General features: G+C 66.3%; 19 protein-coding genes. 10 read left to right on the forward strand and 9 right to left on the reverse strand.

Annotated elements, in window-relative coordinates:
- Window positions 1–454: 454 nt before the first annotated feature.
- Window positions 455–1363 (reverse strand): LysR family transcriptional regulator, encoded by a 909-nt coding sequence (locus tag ACYVB7_RS03220; protein WP_460505129.1) that lies wholly within the window; start codon window positions 1361–1363, stop codon window positions 455–457.
- 95 nt (window positions 1364–1458) lie between these two features.
- On the opposite strand from ACYVB7_RS03220, the gene ACYVB7_RS03225 reads away from it, so the two are divergent.
- Complete coding sequence (locus tag ACYVB7_RS03225) at window positions 1459–2544, forward strand: tartrate dehydrogenase (RefSeq protein ID WP_460505130.1); 1086 nt, start codon at window positions 1459–1461, stop codon at window positions 2542–2544.
- 123 nt (window positions 2545–2667) lie between these two features.
- Window positions 2668–2940, forward strand: coding sequence for a hypothetical protein (locus ACYVB7_RS03230; RefSeq protein ID WP_460505131.1), 273 nt, complete (start codon window positions 2668–2670; stop codon window positions 2938–2940).
- Between the two features lie 172 nt (window positions 2941–3112).
- Here the strand turns inward: ACYVB7_RS03230 and ACYVB7_RS03235 are convergent, their stop codons facing one another.
- From ACYVB7_RS03235 to ACYVB7_RS03245, 3 genes are all read right to left on the reverse strand, one after another.
- Entirely contained in the window at window positions 3113–4609 is a 1497-nt protein-coding gene (locus ACYVB7_RS03235; protein WP_460505132.1) for a tripartite tricarboxylate transporter permease, read from the reverse strand.
- Between the two features lie 34 nt (window positions 4610–4643).
- Window positions 4644–5186, reverse strand: coding sequence for a tripartite tricarboxylate transporter TctB family protein (locus ACYVB7_RS03240; protein ID WP_460505133.1), 543 nt, complete (start codon window positions 5184–5186; stop codon window positions 4644–4646).
- A 118-nt stretch (window positions 5187–5304) separates the two neighbouring features.
- Window positions 5305–6273 (reverse strand): Bug family tripartite tricarboxylate transporter substrate binding protein, encoded by a 969-nt coding sequence (locus tag ACYVB7_RS03245; protein ID WP_460505134.1) that lies wholly within the window; start codon window positions 6271–6273, stop codon window positions 5305–5307.
- A 244-nt stretch (window positions 6274–6517) separates the two neighbouring features.
- Between ACYVB7_RS03245 and ACYVB7_RS03250 the strand changes: the two genes are divergently transcribed.
- The 4 genes from ACYVB7_RS03250 to ACYVB7_RS03265 are packed head-to-tail and all read left to right on the forward strand — an operon-like array spanning window position 6518 to window position 11880.
- Window positions 6518–8647 (forward strand): NHL repeat-containing protein, encoded by a 2130-nt coding sequence (locus ACYVB7_RS03250; RefSeq protein WP_460505135.1) that lies wholly within the window; start codon window positions 6518–6520, stop codon window positions 8645–8647.
- A gap of 27 nt (window positions 8648–8674) precedes the next feature.
- Window positions 8675–9412: a response regulator transcription factor gene (locus tag ACYVB7_RS03255; protein ID WP_460505136.1), complete on the forward strand. Its 738-nt coding sequence runs from the start codon at window positions 8675–8677 to the stop codon at window positions 9410–9412.
- Window positions 9409–10896: a sensor histidine kinase gene (locus ACYVB7_RS03260; RefSeq protein WP_460505137.1), complete on the forward strand. Its 1488-nt coding sequence runs from the start codon at window positions 9409–9411 to the stop codon at window positions 10894–10896. The genes ACYVB7_RS03255 and ACYVB7_RS03260 overlap by 4 nt, the downstream gene beginning before the upstream one ends.
- A 9-nt stretch (window positions 10897–10905) precedes the next feature.
- Window positions 10906–11880 carry a LysR family transcriptional regulator gene (locus ACYVB7_RS03265; RefSeq protein ID WP_460505138.1) on the forward strand — a complete coding sequence of 325 codons (975 nt, stop codon included), beginning with the start codon at window positions 10906–10908 and terminating at the stop codon, window positions 11878–11880.
- Here ACYVB7_RS03265 and ACYVB7_RS03270 read toward each other — a convergent pair.
- From ACYVB7_RS03270 to ACYVB7_RS03285, 4 genes are all read right to left on the reverse strand, one after another.
- A complete protein-coding gene (locus tag ACYVB7_RS03270) occupies window positions 11870–12445 on the reverse strand; it encodes an HNH endonuclease (protein ID WP_460505139.1) in 576 nt (191 codons plus the stop codon). The genes ACYVB7_RS03265 and ACYVB7_RS03270 overlap by 11 nt on opposite strands.
- Window positions 12442–13401 (reverse strand): DNA cytosine methyltransferase, encoded by a 960-nt coding sequence (locus ACYVB7_RS03275; protein WP_460505140.1) that lies wholly within the window; start codon window positions 13399–13401, stop codon window positions 12442–12444. The genes ACYVB7_RS03270 and ACYVB7_RS03275 overlap by 4 nt, the downstream gene beginning before the upstream one ends.
- Before the next feature lie 53 nt (window positions 13402–13454).
- On the reverse strand, window positions 13455–14471 hold the full coding sequence (locus ACYVB7_RS03280; protein ID WP_460505141.1) for a recombination-associated protein RdgC: 1017 nt from the start codon (window positions 14469–14471) through the stop codon (window positions 13455–13457).
- 106 nt (window positions 14472–14577) lie between these two features.
- Window positions 14578–15231 (reverse strand): LysE/ArgO family amino acid transporter, encoded by a 654-nt coding sequence (locus tag ACYVB7_RS03285; RefSeq protein ID WP_460505142.1) that lies wholly within the window; start codon window positions 15229–15231, stop codon window positions 14578–14580.
- Between the two features lie 116 nt (window positions 15232–15347).
- Here ACYVB7_RS03285 and ACYVB7_RS03290 point away from each other — a divergent pair, with 116 nt between their 5' ends.
- Window positions 15348–16271, forward strand: coding sequence for an HTH-type transcriptional regulator ArgP (locus tag ACYVB7_RS03290; RefSeq protein WP_460505143.1), 924 nt, complete (start codon window positions 15348–15350; stop codon window positions 16269–16271).
- Between the two features lie 144 nt (window positions 16272–16415).
- On the opposite strand, the gene ACYVB7_RS03295 is transcribed toward ACYVB7_RS03290, so the two are convergent.
- Complete coding sequence (locus tag ACYVB7_RS03295; protein ID WP_460505144.1) at window positions 16416–16721, reverse strand: PsiF family protein; 306 nt, start codon at window positions 16719–16721, stop codon at window positions 16416–16418.
- Window positions 16722–16927: 206 nt separating this feature from the next.
- On the opposite strand from ACYVB7_RS03295, the gene argS reads away from it, so the two are divergent.
- The 3 genes from argS (at window position 16928) to ACYVB7_RS03310 (ending at window position 20135) form a co-directional block, all read left to right on the forward strand.
- On the forward strand, window positions 16928–18613 hold the full coding sequence (gene argS / locus ACYVB7_RS03300; protein WP_460505145.1) for an arginine--tRNA ligase: 1686 nt from the start codon (window positions 16928–16930) through the stop codon (window positions 18611–18613).
- A gap of 46 nt (window positions 18614–18659) precedes the next feature.
- Window positions 18660–19415, forward strand: a complete 756-nt coding sequence (locus tag ACYVB7_RS03305; protein ID WP_460505146.1) for an SPOR domain-containing protein — start codon at window positions 18660–18662, stop codon at window positions 19413–19415.
- A gap of 75 nt (window positions 19416–19490) precedes the next feature.
- Window positions 19491–20135 carry a thiol:disulfide interchange protein DsbA/DsbL gene (locus ACYVB7_RS03310; protein WP_460505147.1) on the forward strand — a complete coding sequence of 215 codons (645 nt, stop codon included), beginning with the start codon at window positions 19491–19493 and terminating at the stop codon, window positions 20133–20135.
- Window positions 20136–20159 lie beyond the last annotated feature (24 nt).

Below are 20159 nucleotides of genomic sequence, written 5' to 3' on the forward strand. Positions count from 1 at the left end.
TGTTGAAACCGGTTTGCCCTGCGGTGCAGAAACCCCAGGCAGCTTGAGGCAAGACTTTATTGCAACCTTGTACGCTGATTAAAAACGTGTTTGTCAATTTATTGGTGACTAAATTGTTTGTAATAGGCGGTTTTGTCGGGCAGGGGTGACGCGTGGGCCAAGGAGTGCCCATGCCTTTGGGCGGCGCTTGGGCGCTGGGCCTGGGGCGCGGCGACTTCGCCGATGGCGAGGCGCACAGGCCGTGGGGCGGTGCGCGACAGCGCACTTCAACCACTGACTCGTCGCGGCTGTTTGACCGGAGCGCCCCAAGGGCGCGCAGGGAGTTCCGCGACGCACGCCCCACGGCCGAGCACCGCAGCGCAGTCGGCTGAAAGCCGACCCTCGGCGAGGAGCCGCGCCCCAGGCCCAGCGCCCAAGCGCCGCCCGAAGGCCGGAACACACCCCTCCGCGAGCCTCAGCGCGGCATCAACCCCGCCAAGCGCTGTTCCAGAAACGTCACCGCCACCCGCAACTTGGCCGAGCGCTCCAGTCGCACCGGGTACACGGCCCAGATGTCCGCGCTCTGGGTGCAGCCGGGCAGCAACTGCACCAACTGGCCGCTGGCCAGCAGCGGGGCCGCTTGCCACAGGGAGCGCAACACAATGCCGTGCCCGTCCAGCGCCCAGCGCAGCGCCACCTCGCCGTGGTTGCTTGAAAGTGGCCCGCTGACCTTGAGGGTCTGCTCCTGACCGTCGCACAGCAGCCGCCACACGCCAAAGGGGTGGTCGCGCTCCTTGATGGGCAGGCAGTCGTGCCCGGCCAGGTCCTGCGGGGTGCGGGGGGCACCACGCCGCGCCACGTAGGCGGGCGAGGCGCACAACACGCGGTGGTTGCTGGCCAGCTTGCGGGCGATGAGGTGGGGCGCAATGTCGTTGCCCACGCGCACGTCCAGGTCAAACCCCTCGGCGGCCACGTCCACCAGGCGGTCGAACAGCTCCAGCCGCACCTGCAAGGCCGGGTGTTGGGCCACAAGTTCGCCCAGCGCCGGGGCCACCACCTGCTGGCCAAAACCAAAGCTGCTGCACACCCGCAAGGCCCCGCGGGCCTGGGCGCGGCTGCCGCCCACTTCCTGCAGCAGCTGGTCCACGTCGTCCAGGATGCGCTGGGCCCAGCGGTAGACGCGCTCGCCCTCGTCGGTCAGCGTCACGCGGCGGGTGGTGCGGTGCAGCAGCCGGGTGCCCAGCTGGTCCTCCAGCAGGCGGATGCGTTTGCTCACGTAGGCGGGTGAGGCCCCCAGGTCGTCCGCCGCGGCCACAAAGCTGGCCTTGCGCACCACCACGCAGAACACCCGCAGGTCGTCATTGGAAAGGCTTTGATTGTTCACGTTGTGTGTTGAATGTGGCCACGCTGCAAGGCATTGTAGAAACGGAAGGCTGCAATACCATGCCTGTCATCCCATTCACCCCACTGGAGAACCGCATGAGCAAACCCTACCGCATCGCCCTCATTCCTGGCGACGGCATCGGCAAGGAAGTGGCCCCCGAGGGCATGCGCGTGGTGCAGGCCGCGGCCCAGCGCTTTGGCCTGACGCTGGAGGTGACCGAGTTCGAATGGGCCAGCTGCGACTGGTACCAGAAGCACGGCGAAATGATGCCGCCCGACTGGAAGGCCCAGCTGCAAGGCATGGACGCCATCTACTTCGGCGCCGTGGGCTGGCCCGCCACCGTGCCCGACCACATCTCCCTGTGGGGCAGCCTGCTGAAGTTCCGCCGCGAGTTCGACCAGTACGTCAACCTGCGCCCGGTGCGCCTGTTCGACGGCGTGCCCTGCCCATTGGCCGGGCGCAAGCCGGGCGACCTGGACTACCTCATCGTGCGCGAAAACACCGAGGGTGAATACACCAACCTGGGCGGGGTGATGTACGCGGGCACCGAGCGCGAAATCGTCATCCAGGAGTCGGTGTTCAGCCGCCACGGCACCGACCGGGTGCTGAAGTACGCCTTCGACCTGGCCCAGCAGCGCCAGCGCAAACACCTGACCGTGGCCACCAAGAGCAACGGCGTGGCCATCAGCATGCCCTGGTGGGACAGCCGTGCCGACGCCATGGCGGCCCACTACCCCGAGGTGGCGGTGGACAAACAGCACATCGACATCCTCACCGCCCGCTTTGTGCTGCAACCCCAGCGTTTTGACGTGGTGGTGGCCAGCAACCTGTTTGGCGACATCCTGTCCGACCTGGGCCCCGCCACCGCGGGCACCATCGGTCTGGCCCCGTCGGCCAACCTCAACCCCGAGCGCACCTCGCCCAGCCTGTTCGAGCCGGTGCACGGCTCGGCGCCCGACATCTACGGCCAGAACATCGCCAACCCCATCGCCATGATCTGGTCGGGCGCGATGATGTTGGACTTCCTCACTGGCGGCCAAGGTGCGGGCCGGGCGGCGCACGACGCCATCGTGGCCGCCATCGAAACCGTGCTGCGCGAAGGCCCCCGCACCCGCGACCTGGGCGGCAGCGCCAACACCACCGAGCTGGGGCAGGCCGTGGCCGCGTTGGTGGCGGGCTGATCCCTTGCTTCGGGCCGCAGCAGTCTTCTTCGCATGGCGTGCGACGCCGCAAAAAGAAACACGGTCTACTGCGCACAGGACAGGTTTTTGTGTCCTGTGTTTCGCTCTCTTGGAGACCACGCCATGAGCATGTCAGACGTGTCCCTGTTCTCTGTGCCGGGCTCCGCCATCCTGAACCGGCATGCAGCCACGGCCAAGGCGACCCGTGAGGTGCATGGCCGGGTGCAGAACGCCTGTGGCCACTGTGGTGCCACGTCGTACAAGACCCTGATGGCTCGGGATGAGGCGGGGGTGATGCGGCCCTCCGGGCGCTACCAGTGTGTGCAATGCCGAAGGGTGTTCGCGGTTGTGGCGCAGTGGCGTGAAGGCGCGGGAATGCCCATGAAACGCCACTGAGCGACGCAAGCACGGGTCATTGCCTGTTTATTGGGCAATCCGGCTTTTGCACAGCCACAAATCCATGCGGGGCTTGGCTTGGGGCCTCGTTGTCCTCTGGCATTCACAGCTTATCCACAGGGTTGGGCTGGCGTGGCGGGGATAACTCCCTGCCGACTTCCTCTGGGTGCGTTCAGCTGCGGCGGTGCCAGGCCAGCAGGCGGGGGGTGATCAGCACCAGCACCACCACGATCAGCAGGGCCAGCGACATGGGGCGGTCCACAAACACGCGCCAGCTGCCTTCGCCAATGGACAGGGCGTTGCGCATCTGTGCCTCGGCCAGCGGCCCCAGGATCAAGCCCACGATCACCGGGGCGGTGGGGAAGTCGAAGCGGCGCATCACCACCCCCACCAGGCCCAGGCCCAGCATGAGGAACAGGTCGAAACTGCTCTGGCGCATGCCGTACACGCCCACGGTGGCAAAAATCAAAATGCCGGCGTACAGCGGTGCCTTGGGGATCTTCAACAGCTTGACCCACAGGCCCACCATGGGCAGGTTGAGCACCAGCAGCATCACGTTGCCGATGTAGAGCGAGGCGATCAGCGCCCACACCAGGTTGGACGAGGTCTGGAACAGCTGCGGTCCGGCCTGGATGCCGTAGTTCTGTAGCGCGTTGAGCATGATGGCCGCCGTCACCGAAGTGGGGATGCCCAGCGTCAGCAGCGGCACCAGCGTGGCCGTCACCGCCGAGTTGTTGGCGGCTTCGGGACCGGCCACACCTTCAATGGCGCCCACGGTCCCGAACTCCTTTTGGTGTTCCGGGTCGGCCAGCTTCTTTTCGGTGGCGTAGCTCAGGAAGGTGGGAATTTCGGAACCGCCGGCGGGAATGCAACCAAACGGGAAGCCCAGCGCCGTGCCACGCAACCAGGCGGGCCAGGAGCGCTTCCACTCGGTTTTGGTCATGTGGGCCTTGTTCATCTTGTTCAGCTCGCTGCTGGACTTGCCCTCGTACAGCGCGTTGTACAGCGCCTCGCCCACGGCAAACAGGCCCACGGCCACCAGCACCACCTCGATGCCGTCCATGAACTCCAGCACCCCGGCGGTCCAGCGCACCTGGCCCGAGATCTGGTCCATGCCCACCAGGCCCATGGCCAGCCCGATGAACAGCGAGGTCAGGCCACGCAGCGTGCTTTCGCCCAGCACCGCACTCACGGTGGTGAAGGCCAGCAGCATCAGGCAGAAGTACTCAGGGGGGCCCAGCTTCACGGCAAATTCGGCCAGCACCGGTGCGAACAGCGTCACCAGCACGGTGGCGATGGTGCCGGCCACGAACGAGCCAATGGCCGAGGTGGCCAGCGCCGCTCCCGCACGGCCATTCTTGGCCATCTTGAAGCCTTCCAGCGCCGTGACCATGGTGCCGGTTTCGCCCGGGGTGTTGAGCAGGATGGAGGTGGTGGAGCCGCCATACATGGCCCCGTAGTAGATGCCGGCGAAGAAGATCATCGACGCTGTGGGCTCCACCTGGCCCGTGATGGGCAGCAGCATGGCCACGGTGACGGCCGGGCCCAGGCCGGGCAGCACGCCAATGGCAGTGCCCAGGGCGCAGCCCACAAAGGCCCACAGCAGGTTGATGGGGGTGGCAGCGGTGGCAAAGCCGCCCAGAAGCTGGGCCCAGAGGTTGGTGTCCATGGTGTGTGTCCTCGATGCGTGTCTGGGGCGGGGCTCAGAGCCAGCCGGTGCTGGTGAGGGCGGGCAGGTTGACCGCCAGCACCTTGGTGAACAGCCAGAACACCGGGGCCGAAATGGCAAAGCCAATCAGCAGGTCTTTCATGGCCTGGGCGAAGTGGCCGCCCGGTTTGCCTTCGGCAATGCGCAGGCCCCGCACGGCCAGCGCAAAACACAGGCCGCAACTGGCGATGAAGCCCAGCCGCTCGATCAAGGCCGCATTGGCCAGCACCCCGGCCACCACCCAGGCCAGGGCGTGCCAGTTGCCCCGGGGGGCACCCGAGGGCTCGGGCATGTCGTGGTAGGCCCCGTTCCAGGCCTGCCAGAACAGGTTGAGCCCACACAGGGCCAGGGCCACCGCCGCCAGCCAGGGCAGGAAGTTGGGGCCCACCCCGGCGTAGCCCGCGTCGGCGGGGATGTCGCTGGCACCCCACATCATCAGGCCCGACGCCACCAGCACGCCCGTGGCCACGGCCAACTGGCCGGGGCGGTGGTTCACGGTGGCGGCTTGGATGCTCCGCCCATCCGGGGTTTGCTGCATGGTTTGCTCCTGAAAATGTAGCTGCTTGCGCTTTCAAATCAAGCGAAAGAGGCCAAAAAGATGCTTAAAAAAATGCAAAAAAAGGGGCTTGACGCCCCTGGGAGAGAGGCGGTGGCGCTCAGACCATGCCTGCCCGCACCATGGTGGCGCGCAGCGCGGCAAAGTCATGGTCCACAAAGTCGGCAAAGGCCTGGCCGGTCAGCAGGGCGGGGGTCCAGGCGTTCTTTTCCATGGCGTCGGCCCATGCCTTGGTTTTGGTGGCCTTGACGATCATGTCGGCCAGGGCGGCCTGCTGCGCCGGGGTGATGCCTGCGGCACCGTACACGCCGCGCCAGTTGCCGATTTCCACGTCAATGCCCTGTTCCTTCAGCGTGGGCACGTTGATGCCGGGCAGGCGCTTGGCCGAGGTGACGGCGATGGGGATCATCTTGCCCGACTCGATGTAGGGCTGGAACTCGCTGTAGCCGCTGCCGCCCACCGTCACGTTGCCGCCCAGGATGGCGGCGGTGGCTTCACCGCCCCCACGGAAGGGCACGTAGTTGATCTTGGCGGCCTGCACCCCCACGGCCTGCGCGATCATGGCGGCGGCAATGTGCTCGGTGGAGCCGCGCGAACCGCCGCCCCACTTGATGCTGCCGGGGTCCTTCTTGAGCTGCTCCACCACGTCCTTCATGGTCTTGAGCGGCGAACCCGCGGGCACCACAAACACGTTGTATTCGCTGGTCAGCCGGGCAATGGGCGTGACCTGGGTGATGGACACCGGCGGCTTGCCGGTGATGATGCCGCCCAGCATCACCGCGCCCATGACCATCAGTGCGTTGGGGTCGCCCTTGGCGCTGTTGTAGAACTGGGCCAGGCCAATCGCGCCCGCGGCACCGCCCTTGTTTTCGAACGTGACCGAGGCGGCCACACCGGCTTCGCGCAGGGCGTTGCCCAGCGAGCGGCCCGTGGTGTCCCAGCCGCCGCCGGGGTTGGCGGGGATCATCATCTTCAGGTTGGCACTGGCCCAGGCCGACAGTGGCAGCGCACCCAGCGTGCCGGTGGTGGCCAGGGCGGCCATGGATTTGAGGAAGGTGTCGCGGCGCATGGCAAGTCTCCTTGTATGAAAAAGCCTGAACAGGTGTGGGGATGGATGTTCGACAGGCTGGCTGTCAGTTGGCTGTCCAGGATCTAGGGGTTTGCACTGGGTTCGTGCACTCTTCGCTGCCAGATCTGTGTTCACGGAACACCTCCAACAACGAATCGCATGGTTAGGGCCGCGATGCCTGAATCCGTTTCAATTTGCGTGCTTTCGGTATGCTCCTCCCTTTTTTATCCAGGGGAATAAAACGGTGAGTGTTTACGCATCATTTCGACAATTGATCAGCCTGATGGGGGCTGTCGTGCTTGCCAGTGCACTGAGCGCTTGCGGCGGGAGCGGCAGTGATGCCAGCTCCCCAGGATCGGGGGGGACAACAGGCGGTGGCGAGGTCGTGGTCAAGCCAACCAATGCCCTCAATTTGCTGGCGGGTGCATTTGGAGGGCTTGGGGCAATCGATGGTGTCGGCAGCGCGGCGCGGTTCTGCGCCCCCAGTGGTGTCGCTGTTGATCGCAGCGGCAGCGTCTATGTGGCGGATCAATGCAATGACACCATTCGCAAAATCACACCTGATGGTGTGGTAACGACCTTTGCTGGCAGTCCGGGTGATCCGGGTAGCACAGATGGTGTAGGCAGCGTGGCGCGGTTCCGCCAGCCCAGTGGGATTGCCGTCGACAGCGGTGGCACCCTCTATGTGGCAGATCAATACAACAGCACCATTCGCAAAGTCACGCCTGACGGTGTGGTGACGACGTTGGCTGGTCGGGCTGGCGAGCGTGGCAGGGCAGATGGCATCGGCAGCGCAGCACGTTTTGATAGCCCATATGGGCTGGCCGTTGATGGCCGTGGCAATGTCTATGTGACAGATTCAAACACCATCCGAAAAATCACGCCTGAAGGCATGGTGACGACCTTGGCGGGTAGTGCTGGCGAGAGTGGCAACGCGGATGGAAGCGGCAGCGCAGCAAGGTTCAGCTCTCTCAATGGGGTGGCCGTTGACAGCCGCGGCAACGTTTATGCAACAGATGCCACTGCCATCCGAAAAATCACCCCAGAGGGCGTGGTGACTACTTGGGCGGGCCGTGCAGGCGAGCTTGGCAGCGCAGATGGTCCTGTCGGAGAGGCAAGGTTTGGAATTCCGATTGGGATCGCTGTTGACAGCCGTGGAGAGGTTTATGTGGCGGATGCTGGTATTCCTGGCATTCGACTCAACAACACCATTCGCAAAATCACGTCGGACGGCTTGGTAACGACCTTGGCCGGCAGTGCTGGCAAGGAGGGCAGCGCAGATGGACGCGGCAGCGCGGCACGATTCAACTGGCCAAAAGGCTTGGCCGTTGACGCCAGCGGCAATGTTTATGTGGCGGATTCCAGTTCCGGCACCATTCGAAAAATCAACCCAGAGGGCATGGTGACAACCCTGGCAGGCAGGGCAAAAGTGACTGGAAGTGAAGACGGCAGCGGCGGCGCAGCGCGGTTTGAGTTGCCCCAAGGATTAGCTGTTGACAGCCGTGGCAACGTCTATGTTTCGGATTCTTTCACCATCCGAAAAGTCACACCAGAAGGAGCGGTGACGACGTTGGCTGGCAGGGCTGGCGAGCGTGGCAACGCAGACGGTCCGGGCAGCGCTGCACGGTTTAACAGCGCTAGTGGAGTCACTGTAGATGGCCGCGGCAACCTTTACGTTGCGGACACTGGGAATAACACCATTCGCAAAGTCACGCCTGACGGCGTGGTGACGACGTTGGCTGGCCGTGGCGGGCATTCGGGCATCAAAGATGGCATCGGCAGCGCGGCCGAGTTCGGTTCGCCTCAGGGGCTCGTTGTTGACAGCAGCGGAAACGTCTACGTAGCAGAATACCTTGGATCTGCAGCCCTAGATGCCTATTCCACAGACAATGCCATACGAAAAATCACGCCTGAAGGCATGGTGACCACCTTGGCTGGACGGGCTGGTCAGCGCGGTAGCGCAGATGGCAGCAGTGGCGCAGCCCGCTTTGATACTCCCGTCGGGATAGCCGTTGATGGTGGCGGCAACCTGTATGTGGCGGATTCATCCACCCACACCATACGAAAAATCAGCACTGACGGCATGGTGACCACCTTGGCGGGTCGTGCATATGAGCCGGGAAGTGCGGACGGCTTGGGCAGCGCAGCACGGTTCAACCGACCTAGAGGGCTGGCCGTTGACAGTAACGGCACCGTCTATGTGGCAGATACCGGCAACAGTACCATTCGCAAAATCACGCCTGACGGCGTGGTCAGCAGCCTGATGATCAATGGGCTGCCCAATCGGAATGTGAATGCGCCAATCGGTATCGCGCTGAGCGGTGACAAGCTTTACATCACCACCGAAAGCGCTGTTGCCTGGGTGTGGCGTTAAAGCGCACGCCGGGGTGGACATGCCGCCATGAAGCTGCTGCTCATCGAAGACAACCTGTCGCTCCAGACCACGCTGGTGCGCACCCTGGTGCGTCAGGGCTACGAGGTGAGCACCTGTGCCGATGGTCTGCAAGCCCTGGCCTGCTGGCGCAACACCCAGCCCGACCTGGTGCTGCTGGACCTGAGCCTGCCCGGGCGCGACGGCCTCACCGTGCTGGGCGAAGCCCGGGCTCAGGGGCTGGCGGCCCCGGTCATCATCCTCACCGCCCGTGGCACGGTGGGCGACCGCATCCTGGGCCTGAACACCGGGGCCGACGACTACCTGGCCAAACCCTTCGACCTTGACGAGCTGGAAGCCCGCATCAAGGCCCTGCTGCGGCGCAGTCCTGCGGGTCAGGCGGCGGGTGGCACGGCGGGGCGGCTGGGTGGCGGCCTGGCCGTGCCGGGTGGGGCCGTGCAGGGCGTGTCGCCGAGCGGTGGTTTTGACGTGGACCGCGACAGCGGCGCCGTGTACTTCCAGGGCGAGCCCCTGGACCTGCCCCCGCGCGAGCTGGCCCTGCTGCGTGCCCTGCTGGCCCGCCCCGGGCAGGCCATGGCCAAGGAGCGGCTGTTCGAGCAGGTGTTCCCCGGCGAGCTGGACGTACAGACCGAGGCCATCGAGGTGGTGGCCTACCGCCTGCGCAAGCGGCTCGCGGCCACCGGCGCGCAGTTGGTGACGCTGCGGGGCCTGGGCTACCTGCTCAAGCTGGCCCCCCAGGGCGCATGAACGGCATGAGTGGCATGACCGGCCTGAACCGCGTGGGACGCATGCAAGGCGTGTCGCTGCGCTGGCAACTGATGCTGGGCATCCTGCTGCCGGTGGGGCTGGTGCTGGTGGTCAACACCGTGTTCCTGTACCGCCAGGCGCTGTCCGCCGCCGACACCGCCTACGACCGCACCCTGCTGGCCTCGGCCAAGGCCATTGGCGAGCAGTTGCAGGTGGTGGCGGGCGATGCGGGTGGCCCTGCGCGTTTGCAGGCGTCGCTGCCGTACTCGTCACTGGAAGCCTTCGAGGCCGACAACCGCAGCCGCATGTTCTACAAGGTCAGCGGTTTCCAGGGGGAAATGGTGTCGGGTTTCGATGCCTTGCCCGCCTGGCATGGGCGGATTCCCTCGCAAGGCATCTATTCGGCGCTGGTGGACTTTTACGACGACACCTACCTGGACCAGCCCGTGCGCGTGGCCGTGCTGCTCCAGCCGGTGGCGGGGGCGGCCGGGCAGGGCATGGCCACGGTGCAGGTGGCCGAGACGCTGGAGCTGCGCCAGACCCTGGCCCGCAGCCTGCTGGTGGCCACCATCTGGCGCCAGCTGGCGCTCATTGCCACCATCGCCGCCGTGGTGATCTGGGTGGTGCGCCGCGCCACCCACCCCGTGCACGCCCTGGGCGATGCCCTGGCCCGCCGCAGCGACAGCGACCTGTCCCCGCTGCCCGCAGCCGACGCACCGCAGGAGCTGCGTCCGCTCATCGACGCCACCAACGACCACATGGCCCGCCTGAGCCACCTGCTGGCGCACCAGAAGCGGTTTGTGCGCGATGCCTCGCACCAGCTGCGCACGCCGCTGGCGGTGCTCAAGGCCCAGGTGCAGTCCGCCCGCCGGGGCGATGTGCCGCCCGACCTGGCCCTGGCCGAAATCGCCCACACCGTGGACGACGCCACCGCCCTGGCCAACCAGATGCTGGCGCTGGCCAAGGCCGAGCAACTGCAATCGGGCACCAGCGCCGCCGACGTGCCGCTGACCGACTGGGCCGCCGTGGTGCGCCAGGTGGCGCTGGACGTGTCGCCGCTGGCCGTGGAACGCCAGCTGGACTTCGGCCTGGACCTGCCCGAGGACCCCGCCCCCGTGCGCGCCCACGAATGGGCGCTGCGCGAGCTGGCGCGCAACCTGTTGCACAACGCCATCCGCTTCAGCCCGCCCGGGGCCGAGTTGAGCGTGTCGCTGTGGGTGGACGAGGGCAGCGCGAGCGCGGGCCGCGTGACCTTGCGGGTGCGCGACATGGGGCCGGGTGTGCCTGCCGAACTGCGGCCCCACCTGTTCCAACCCTTTGCCCGCGGCCATGCCGACGACGGCCAGGGCTCGGGCCTGGGGCTGGCCATCTGCCACGGCATCGTGCTGGCGCTGGGCGGCGGCCTGTCGCTGGACAACCGCATCATCCATGGCGAGGTGCAAGGGCTGGACGCGGTGGCCCGGCTGCCACTGGCCTCCCCATAATGCCCGGCCATGGACAAGCTCAAAGCCATTGAAACCTTTGCCTCAGTGGCCCAGCGCGGCAGCCTGACGGCGGCGGCCAAGGCCGAGGGGGTGGCCCCGGCCATCGTCGGGCGGCGGCTGGACGCGCTGGAGGAGCAACTGGGCGTCAAGCTCATGGTGCGCACCACCCGGCGCATCACCCTCACGCACGAGGGCAGCGCCTTTCTGGAAGACTGCCAACGCATCCTGGTGGACCTGGCTAACGCCGAGGCCAGCGTCAGCGCCGGGGGCGTCAAGGCCAGCGGGCATTTGCGCATCACCGCCCCGGCGGGTTTCGGGCGGCGGCATGTGGCCCCGCTGGTGCCGCGTTTTCGGGAGCTGCACCCCGAGGTGCAGGTGTCGCTCAACCTGTCGGACCGGGTGGTGGACATTGCCGCCGAAGGCTACGACTGCGCCGTGCGCGTGGGCGACCTCCCCGATTCCTCGCTGGTCAGCGTGCGCCTGGCCGACAACCGCCGCCTGTGCGTGGCCACGCCCGAGTACCTGCGCCACCATGGCACGCCGCGCCACCCGTCCGAGCTGGCGCGGCACGACTGCCTGGTGCTGTCCAGCGACGCCTCACAAACCCGGGGCTGGGCCTTCCAGGTGCCGCTGGACCCGCCCGAGCCGGGCATGAGCGAACTCATTCACCTGCGCCCTGCAGGCCCGCTGGACTGCTCCGACGGGCAGGTGCTGCACGAATGGTGCCTGTCCGGCTACGGCATTGCGTGGCGCAGCACCTGGGAGGTGGAGGCCGACATCGCCGCCGGTCGCCTGGTGCCGGTGCTGGAGGCGTTTGCCGCCCCGCCTAACGGCATTTACGCCGTGTTTCCGCAGCGCAAACACCTGGCGCTGCGCGTGCGGCTGTGGGTGGACTACCTCAGGCAGCACTACGGCCAGCCGCAGTTCTGGGCGCGGGGGTGGGGGCAGGAACGGATGTCGGGTGTGGCCGCGTTCAGCGCTTGAACTTGGTCTTGAGCCAGTCCAGAACGGCCAATTGATCGGCGGTGGTGGCCCGGCGCACTTGGATCAGGAGCTTTTGCAGGTCCGGCCTGGGCAGCGTGATGTTGGAGGCACCTTCGTTGCACACCGAGCAAATGGCCCGCAGGTTGGCGGGCTCGTCGCTGCCCCCCATGCTTTTGTCGATGATGTGGCCCAGGTGCAGGCGCGTTTTGCGTGTGGGGTCGTAGGGGTGGGGCTCCCCGGCCACGGCGCCGCACATCTGGCAGGTGAACCCATTGCGGTCCAGCACGTAGGCCCGGGTTTCCTTGGAAATTTCGCGGGCAAATGCAGGTTGGGGCTTGGGTGTTTCCAGCAGGTACTGGCCGGGTTTGAGGTCGGCCCGGTCGTTGTGAGTGAGGATCTGGTAGCCCTCTTCCGTGCGCAGTTCGCGGATGCGCCGCGCCCATTCGCTGATGTCCCCGGCCACCTTGCGCAGTTGTTCGGCCTCCAACACTTCGCCCAGGTGGTTCAGGAAATGCTGGCGCAACTTGGCGCGAGCCCCTTTGGGGGGAGTTGGTTGGGCGCTCATGCCACCCTCCGCTTGGAACGGCTGGCGGCCCCAGCCTCAATGGCCATGGCAATGCGCTGGCTGACCGCATGGGCCACGGGGGGCGGGAAAGCATTGCCCACCTGTCGGTAGGCCGGGGTTTTTTTGCCGGTGAAGTGCCATTCGTCCGGAAACCCTTGGACGCGGGCGCACATGCGCACCGTCAGGCGGGGCATGCCCACAAAGTCGGCGTCGGGGGCCAGGTCGGCCAGTCCTTTGCCATCCACCCCCAGTGAGGCCCAGGCCTGGCGTGCCCGTGTGGGCCCCAAATCAGGACCGCCGTGCTTTTTGCTGCCCCCCACCAGGGTGGGGGCGATGTCGTTGGCCCGCTGCATCCAACCTTGCACCCCGCGCCAGCCTCGCTCAGCCATCAGGTCGCCGAGCAAGGTGCCCACCGTGGGTGGCCGCTCCAAAGAGGGCTCCGGCCATTGGAAGTGCTCGGCCAATTCCTTGCGCACCGCCACAAACACCACCCGGGGACGGAGTTGGCACACCCCGAAATCGGCGGCGTTGAACAAATGCCAGTCGGTCCAATACCCCAGGGCTTGCAGTTGGCGGGCAATTTTTTGCCGGTAGTCCACAAACACGGCATCCAACAGGCCGCGCACGTTTTCCAGCATCACGGCCTGAGGGCGGGTTTCGTCCACCACCCGGATGGCTTGGGGGAACAGGTCCCGTTCGTCGTCCGCACCCAGCTGCTTTCCGGCCTTGGAAAACGGTGGGCAGGGCACACCGCCGGCCACGAGGTCAATGCCTTTGAAACCCTGGGCGTCAAAGGCCGCCAAGTCCCCTTGGTGCACCTGCCAATGCGGGCGGTTGTGGCGCAGCGTGGCGCAGGCGTGGGCGTCAATTTCCACCAAGGTGCGGTGCTCGAAGCCCGCACGCTCCAGCCCCAGGGCTTGTCCGCCCGCACCTGCACAAAGTTCCAGCGAGTCCATTGGGTTGCCTGATGTTTTATCCAGTCTATTATGACTCGCGGTGACCGAAAGGATCAAAACGGCGGGTCGTCTTCGCTGGACGGTGAGGACGTGGCGGCGGCCTGGTAGCCCGCGCCGGTGGTGACGGGGGCCGGTGCCGCGGCGCGGCGGGTGGCGGGGCCGGCCGAGGTGCCGATCTCGGCCAGGCCGTCCAGCGCGTCGATCAGGTCGCCGATCAGCGGGCCCAGTTCGGCGGTGGCCATCAGCACGCTGCCGTCAAAGTCGTCGGCACGCTGGCCCTGGGCCTTGGCCTGCTCCAGCACATGGTCTTCGAACACCAGCTTTTTCAGGTGCAGCGCGTCGCTCAGCACAAACTGCACGCGGTCGTCCCAGTGCAGGGCCAGGCGGGTGGGTTGCTTGCCTTGGGTGATGTGGTCGCGCACCTCGTCGGTCAGCAGCGGGTGGCGGGCGTAGCGCACCACGGCCTGGCTTTCGTCGGCGGCCTTCAGTTCACATTCGTGGCCAATGGCAAAACCGGCGGGGGTTTCCTGCTCGGACAGCCAGCGGGCCATGGCCACGGCGGGCGAGGTGGCGGTTTGCAGCGGTTCGGCGGTGAAACCGTCCACCAGTTTCACCAGCGCGGTGATGATGTCGTCGGCCCGGGCGTTGGCGGTGGTGTCCAACACCATGCGGTGGGTGGTGGGGTCCAGCCACACCCAGGTGGATTGCTGGCGCGGGAAGGCCTGGGGCAGCAGCGCGGCCTTCACTTCTTCTTTCAGGTCGCGCTTTTCCTTCTTGCCGGGTTTGCGGCCCGAGCTGGCCTCGATGGCGGCGCAGGCTTCGTCCACCTTGCCCTGGATGACGCTGCTGGGCACCTGCCGGGTCTCGACCATGAAGCGCAGCACCCACTGGCCGTTGACCGATTCGGCCAGCACGCCGTGCGCCTGCCCGCGCGGGGGCACCCAGCCCACCGACTTTTCCTGGCTGGCGCTGCCGGGCAGGAAGGGCATGACGCTCAGCACCTCTTCCAGCGCGGTGAGGGAGGCGGGCCAGCCCGCCGTGACGGCATAAACCGACAGGTTCTTGAACACAGGGTCCCCTTGATCAGCGACACACCGCCCCGGCGCGGGGCCGACGGGCGGTGGCAAAAGTTGGAAAAAGGGGGCAAGTCTATCGGGTGCGGCGGGGGCGGCGTGTTCAGAACAGGCTGCGGGCCAGCCAGGCGGCGGTGCCCCACATCATCAGGGCCACGGCACCGTCCAGCGCCCGCCAGATGGCCACCGAGTTGAGGCGACGCCCCAGCCAGAAGGCGGCCACGCCCAGCACCGCAAACCACAGCAGCGAGCCGGTGGCCGCCCCCATGCCGAACACGGTGCTGCCCTGCCCATAGGCCAGCGAGGCGGTGCCGATCAGCACGGCGGTGTCCAGCCAGGCGTGGGGGTTGAGCCACGAAAACGCCAGCGCCGAACCCACCGCCTGCCAGCGGCCGATGCGCGGTGCGTCGGTTGCTTCGGTTGTGGCTTGGGCGTCCGGTTGCGCCGCCGCGGGGTGCCAGAAGCGTTGGAAGGCCTGCCAGCCGTACACCGACAGGAACAGCAGGCCCGCCCCGATCAGCGCGCCGTGCAGCTTGTCGGACAGTCCGCCCAGGTGGGCGAGGCCCAGCACGCCCAGGGCGATCAGCACCACGTCGGCCACGATGCACACGGCCACCGTCAGCCACACGTGCTGGCGTTGCAGGCCCATGCGCAGCACATGGGCGTTTTGTGGCCCGATGGCCATGATCAGGGACAGGCTGAGCACCATCCCGGCGGTGAAGGTGGAGCCCAAAACGGGCAAAGCGAAGGCGGTCATGGGGAGCTCCGGTGGAGAGGTGTCTGGGTGTTGGGATGCAGTGTGCAAGGTTTGCGGATTTGTTTAAACTGTTTTGAAGCGTTTTAAATTCGATCAATATTTAGTTAACAAAATCCATGCTCGATGCCCGTCAACTTGAAGCCCTGGCCGCGGTGGCCGAACAGGGCAGCTTTGCCGCTGCGGCCCGCCAGCTCAACGTGACGCTGGCGGCGGTGTCGCTGCGCATCAAGTCCCTGGAGGAGGTGCTGGGCCAGCGCCTGCTGGTGCGGGGCAAGGTGGTGCGGGCCACGTCGGCGGGGCAGGCCTTGCTCACCCACGTGCGCCAGGTGCGCCTGATGGAGGCCGATCTGCTCCAGGGTTTGCAGCGCGGTGGGGTGGATGGGGCCGCCGAAACGCCTTGGCAGACCCTGAGCGTGGCCATCAACGCCGACTCCATGGCCAGCTGGTTCTTGCCGGGGGTGGCCCCGTTGCTGGCGCGGCACCGGCTGCTGCTGGATATCACGCTGGATGACCAGGACCACACACACGACGCCCTCAAGAGCGGCGACGTGTTGGGCTGTGTGACCACCTTGTCGCGCGCCATGCGGGGCTGCGTGGCCGAGCCCCTGGGGGTGATGCGTTACCGCTGCGTGGGTTCACCCGCGCTGGCCGCGTCGGTGCAGGCGGAAGGGGGCGGCTTGTCGGTGCACCGCCTGCTGGCCACGCCCGCGGTCATCTTCAACCGCAAGGACGGGTTGCAGGACGCCTTCCTGGCGCAGCACATCGGCTTGAAACAACCCGCCTACCCGCGGCACTTTGCACCGGCGGTGGATGGTTTTGAAGCCGCCATCGAACTGGGCTTGGGTTGGGGCATGGTGCCGGAGCAGCACCTGGCGCGGCCCGGCGTGGCGGGCCGCATGGTCGAACTGCTGCCGGGGGCGGCGGTGGATGTGGCCTTGTACTGGCAGCACTGGGAGCGCGAGGCGTCTTCCGCTCGCCGCCTGACCGAGGCGGTCAAACAGGCGGCTCAGGCGAATTTGCTGCCCATGCCGGATGTGTGATGCCAGAGAGCCTGAGGATGGGCCCGCGTGTGGCGGGCAATGCCTGCATGAAAAATGGCCTCTGGCGCTTTTTATATAAGCGATGGCAGCTATTGTTTTTGCAGTTTTCTTTGGGCCGCCCTCGCCGGGCCGGTCAGCCGTTGATCAGCCTTTCAGGCACTCGCTCATGAACTTCTTGCGTTCGTCACCCTTCAGCGCCTTGGTCTTGGCGTCGGCGTTGCAGGTTTTCATTTTTTCTTGCTGGGCGGTCTTGCCATCGGCAGGGGCTTCGGCCTTGGCGCTCAGGCACTCTTTCATGAAGGCCTTGCGCTCGTCGCCTGCCAGGTTCTTGGTTTTGGCGTCGGCGTTGCAGGTTTTCATTTTGTCCTGCTGCGTGGCGGCATGGGCGGGCACGGCCACGGTGGCGGCCAGGGCCAGGGTGCAGGCGATGACGGAGGCAAGTGCTTTCATGGATGGCTTTCGGTGGTTGAAAAAGGAAGACACGGCTGCCGCTGCGCGTGCATGACCGTGCGCGCATTGTGGCCAGTTCGCACGCCCTTGTCGTGACGGTGGGGCACCCCGCAGGCTGAATGTGTGAAGAAATGCAACAGGGCCTGTCGCGCATGGGTGGCGCTCCGCAAAAGGGTGGGATGGGGCCGCCGCCTAAAATCCCGGCCATGCTTCAAATCAAACAAGACCTGCTGGCCGCGCTGGCGGCAGAACTCGATCAGCTGATGCCCGGTGCCGCCGACAAGGCGGTTTTTGAATCCCCCAAGGTGGCGGCCCATGGCGACTTCGCCTGCACCGCGGCCATGCAGCTGGCCAAACCCCTCAAGAAGAACCCCCGCCAAGTGGCCGAGGAACTGTGCGCCGCGCTGCGCGCCACGCCCGTGTTTGCGCAGTGGGTCGAGGCGCTGGACATTGCCGGTCCGGGCTTCATCAACATCCGCCTCAAGCCTGCGGCCAAACAGGCCGTGGTGCGTGAGGTGCTGACTGGCGGGGCCGCCTTCGGTCGCCAACCCGCCCGCAACGAGAAACTGCTGGTGGAGTTCGTGTCCGCCAACCCCACGGGGCCGCTGCATGTGGGCCATGGCCGTCAGGCCGCGTTGGGTGACGCCATCTGCAACCTGTTCGACACCCAGGGCTGGGCCGTCCACCGCGAGTTCTATTACAACGACGCCGGTGTGCAGATCGAAACCCTGGCCAACTCCACCCAGTTGCGCGCCAAGGGCATCAAGCCCGGCGACGCGGGGTGGCCCGAAGCCGCCTACAACGGCGACTACATCCAGGACATTGCCAACGACTTCCTGGCCCGCAAGACTGTCAAGGCCGACGACCGCGAGGTGACCGCCAGCGGTGACGTGAATGACCTGACCAGCATCCGCGAATTTGCCGTGGCCTACCTGCGCCACGAGCAGGACTTGGACCTGAAGGCATTCCAGGTGAAGTTCGACCAGTTCTACCTGGAGTCCAGCCTGTACACCAGCGGCCGGGTGCAGGCCGCGGTGGACAAACTGGTGGCCAACGGCCACACCTACGAGCAAGACGGCGCACTGTGGCTCAAGTCCACCGACTACGGGGACGACAAGGACCGCGTCATGAAAAAGACCGACGGCGGCTACACCTACTTCGTGCCCGATGTGGCCTACCACATCACCAAGTGGGAGCGCGGCTTTGCCAAGGTGGTCAACATCCAGGGCACCGACCACCACGGCACCATCGCCCGTGTGCGCGCCGGGCTGCAGGCGGCCGACGTGGGCATTCCCCTGGGCTACCCCGATTACGTGCTGCACACCATGGTGCGGGTCATGCGCGGGGGCGAGGAAGTGAAGATTTCCAAGCGCGCCGGCAGCTACGTCACGTTGCGCGACCTGATCGAATGGACCAGCAAGGACGCGGTGCGCTTCTTCCTGCTCAGCCGCAAGCCCGACACCGAGTACATCTTCGACATCGACCTGGCCCTGGCCCAGAACAACGACAACCCGGTGTACTACGTGCAGTACGCCCACGCCCGCATCTGCTCGGTGCTGGCGGCCTGGGCCGAGAAAGACGGTGGCGACGTGGCCACGCTGGCGCAGGCCGATCTGTCGGCGCTGGAAAGCCCTCAGGCCGCGGCCCTGATGCTCAAGCTGGCGCAGTACCCGGCCATGCTGACCGCGGCGGCCACCGACTTTGCGCCGCACGACGTCACCTTCTACCTGCGCGAACTGGCGTCCACGTACCACAGCTATTACGATGCCGAGCGCATCCTGGTGGACGACGAGGCCGTCAAACGCGCCCGTCTGGCCCTGGTGGCGGCCACGGCCCAAGTGTTGGCCAATGGCCTGGCGGTGCTGGGGGTGAGTGCCCCCACCCGCATGTGACCCCCTGGGTCTGTTTCGCTCACGGCACATTGCAAAGGTCTTGCCCATGAAGGACTGTCAGAACCGTCGCCCAGGCCCGAGTCGGGCACCGAAGTGCGCCCCACCACGCACCCAGCAGGGGGGCACCTTTCTGGGGTTGATCCTCGGGGTGCTGCTGGGCCTGGTGGGGGCCCTGGTGGTGGCGGTGTACGTCACCAAGGTGCCCGTGCCTTTTGTGGAGCGGGTCATTTCCCGTCCGGCGTCCGACGACGCGGCCGAGGCCGACCGCAACCGCAACTGGAACCCCAATGCGGCGCTGGGGGGCAAGCCCTCCAAGTCGGCGGCCAAGGGCGATGCCCCGGCGGATGCGCCGTCCGAGCCCACCCCTGCCCCCGAGCCCGCCAAGAAGGCCGAAGCCCCCGCCAAGCCGACCGAAGCAGCCAAGGCCCCGGCGGAAGCCCCGGTGGAGCCCAAAGGCAAGACCTATTCCTCCGACCCGCTGGGCGACCTGGCCTCGTCCAAGGTGCAGGGCAAGACCGTGGCCGCGACCACCCCCCGCGACGTGCCTGCCCCCGCAGCCGCTGAGCCGTTCACCTTTTTTGTGCAGGTGGGGGCGTTTCGCACCCCGGAGGATGCCCAGGCACAGCGCGCCAAATTGGTGCTGATGGGCCTGGATGCCAAGGTGTCCGAGCGTGAGCAGAACGGCAAGACCGTCTACCGCGTGCGCCTGGGTCCCTACGAACGCCTGAGCGATGCTGAAAAAATGAAGGAAGACCTGGCCCCCAGCGGGCTGGAGACGGCCCTGGTCCGCGTGCAACGTTGAAACCCTGGGTTCCCCACCCCGGGGAACCAAAACACGCGCCCCCCACACTGATTGCCCACAAGGAGAAACCATTCCATGCGTCGTCGTGAGTTTTCGCAGGTCGCGTTGCTGACCGCTGCTGCCCCCGCCCTGGTGACCACCGCCCAGGCCCAAACCGAAGCCTTCAAGGAGGGCAAGGACTACCTCAAATTGGCCAGTCCCGCCCCCGTGGACTCGCCCGCAGGCAAGGTGGAGGTGATCGAGTTCTTCGGCTACTGGTGTCCGCACTGTGCCAAGTTCGAGCCCACCTTCGACACCTGGGTCAAGAAGCAACCCGCCCACATCGTGGTGCGTCGCAACCCCATTGCCTTCAGTTCGGCCCAGGAGCCGCTGCAGCGGCTGTACTTTGCGCTGGAAGCCATGGGCAAGCTCGACGAACTGCATGCCAAGGTGTTCGTGGCCATCCATGGTGAACACCAGAAGTTGTCCACGCCCGACGACATCGCCAACTGGGCGGCTCGCCAAGGCTTGGACCGGGCCAAGTTCCTGGAGTTCTTCAATGCCTTCTCGGTGGCGGGCAAGCTCAAGCGTGCGGCGCAGATGGCCGAGGCCTACAAGCTTGACGGCGTGCCCGCGTTGGGTGTGGCCGGGCGGTATTTCACGTCCCCGTCCACAGCGGGCACCGGTGAACGTGCGCTGGCGGTGGTGAACCAGCTGGCAGAGGCCAGCCGCAAGGGCTGAAAGCCTCAGACTCTCGCGTTTTTG

The sequence above is a fragment of the Hydrogenophaga soli genome (genome assembly GCF_054777695.1).

Coding starts and splice junctions, on each gene's coding strand:
- ACYVB7_RS03255 (WP_460505136.1), top strand. CDS start 8,675: ATGAAGCTGCTGCTCATCGAAGACAACCTGTCGCTCCAGACCACGCTG.
- ACYVB7_RS03275 (WP_460505140.1), bottom strand. CDS start 13,401: ATGGACTCGCTGGAACTTTGTGCAGGTGCGGGCGGACAAGCCCTGGGG.
- ACYVB7_RS03225 (WP_460505130.1), top strand. CDS start 1,459: ATGAGCAAACCCTACCGCATCGCCCTCATTCCTGGCGACGGCATCGGC.
- ACYVB7_RS03235 (WP_460505132.1), bottom strand. CDS start 4,609: ATGGACACCAACCTCTGGGCCCAGCTTCTGGGCGGCTTTGCCACCGCT.
- argS (WP_460505145.1), top strand. CDS start 16,928: ATGCTTCAAATCAAACAAGACCTGCTGGCCGCGCTGGCGGCAGAACTC.
- ACYVB7_RS03260 (WP_460505137.1), top strand. CDS start 9,409: ATGAACGGCATGAGTGGCATGACCGGCCTGAACCGCGTGGGACGCATG.
- ACYVB7_RS03295 (WP_460505144.1), bottom strand. CDS start 16,721: ATGAAAGCACTTGCCTCCGTCATCGCCTGCACCCTGGCCCTGGCCGCC.
- ACYVB7_RS03285 (WP_460505142.1), bottom strand. CDS start 15,231: ATGACCGCCTTCGCTTTGCCCGTTTTGGGCTCCACCTTCACCGCCGGG.
- ACYVB7_RS03265 (WP_460505138.1), top strand. CDS start 10,906: ATGGACAAGCTCAAAGCCATTGAAACCTTTGCCTCAGTGGCCCAGCGC.
- ACYVB7_RS03305 (WP_460505146.1), top strand. CDS start 18,660: ATGAAGGACTGTCAGAACCGTCGCCCAGGCCCGAGTCGGGCACCGAAG.
- ACYVB7_RS03240 (WP_460505133.1), bottom strand. CDS start 5,186: ATGCAGCAAACCCCGGATGGGCGGAGCATCCAAGCCGCCACCGTGAAC.
- ACYVB7_RS03310 (WP_460505147.1), top strand. CDS start 19,491: ATGCGTCGTCGTGAGTTTTCGCAGGTCGCGTTGCTGACCGCTGCTGCC.
- ACYVB7_RS03230 (WP_460505131.1), top strand. CDS start 2,668: ATGAGCATGTCAGACGTGTCCCTGTTCTCTGTGCCGGGCTCCGCCATC.
- ACYVB7_RS03245 (WP_460505134.1), bottom strand. CDS start 6,273: ATGCGCCGCGACACCTTCCTCAAATCCATGGCCGCCCTGGCCACCACC.
- ACYVB7_RS03270 (WP_460505139.1), bottom strand. CDS start 12,445: ATGAGCGCCCAACCAACTCCCCCCAAAGGGGCTCGCGCCAAGTTGCGC.
- ACYVB7_RS03290 (WP_460505143.1), top strand. CDS start 15,348: ATGCTCGATGCCCGTCAACTTGAAGCCCTGGCCGCGGTGGCCGAACAG.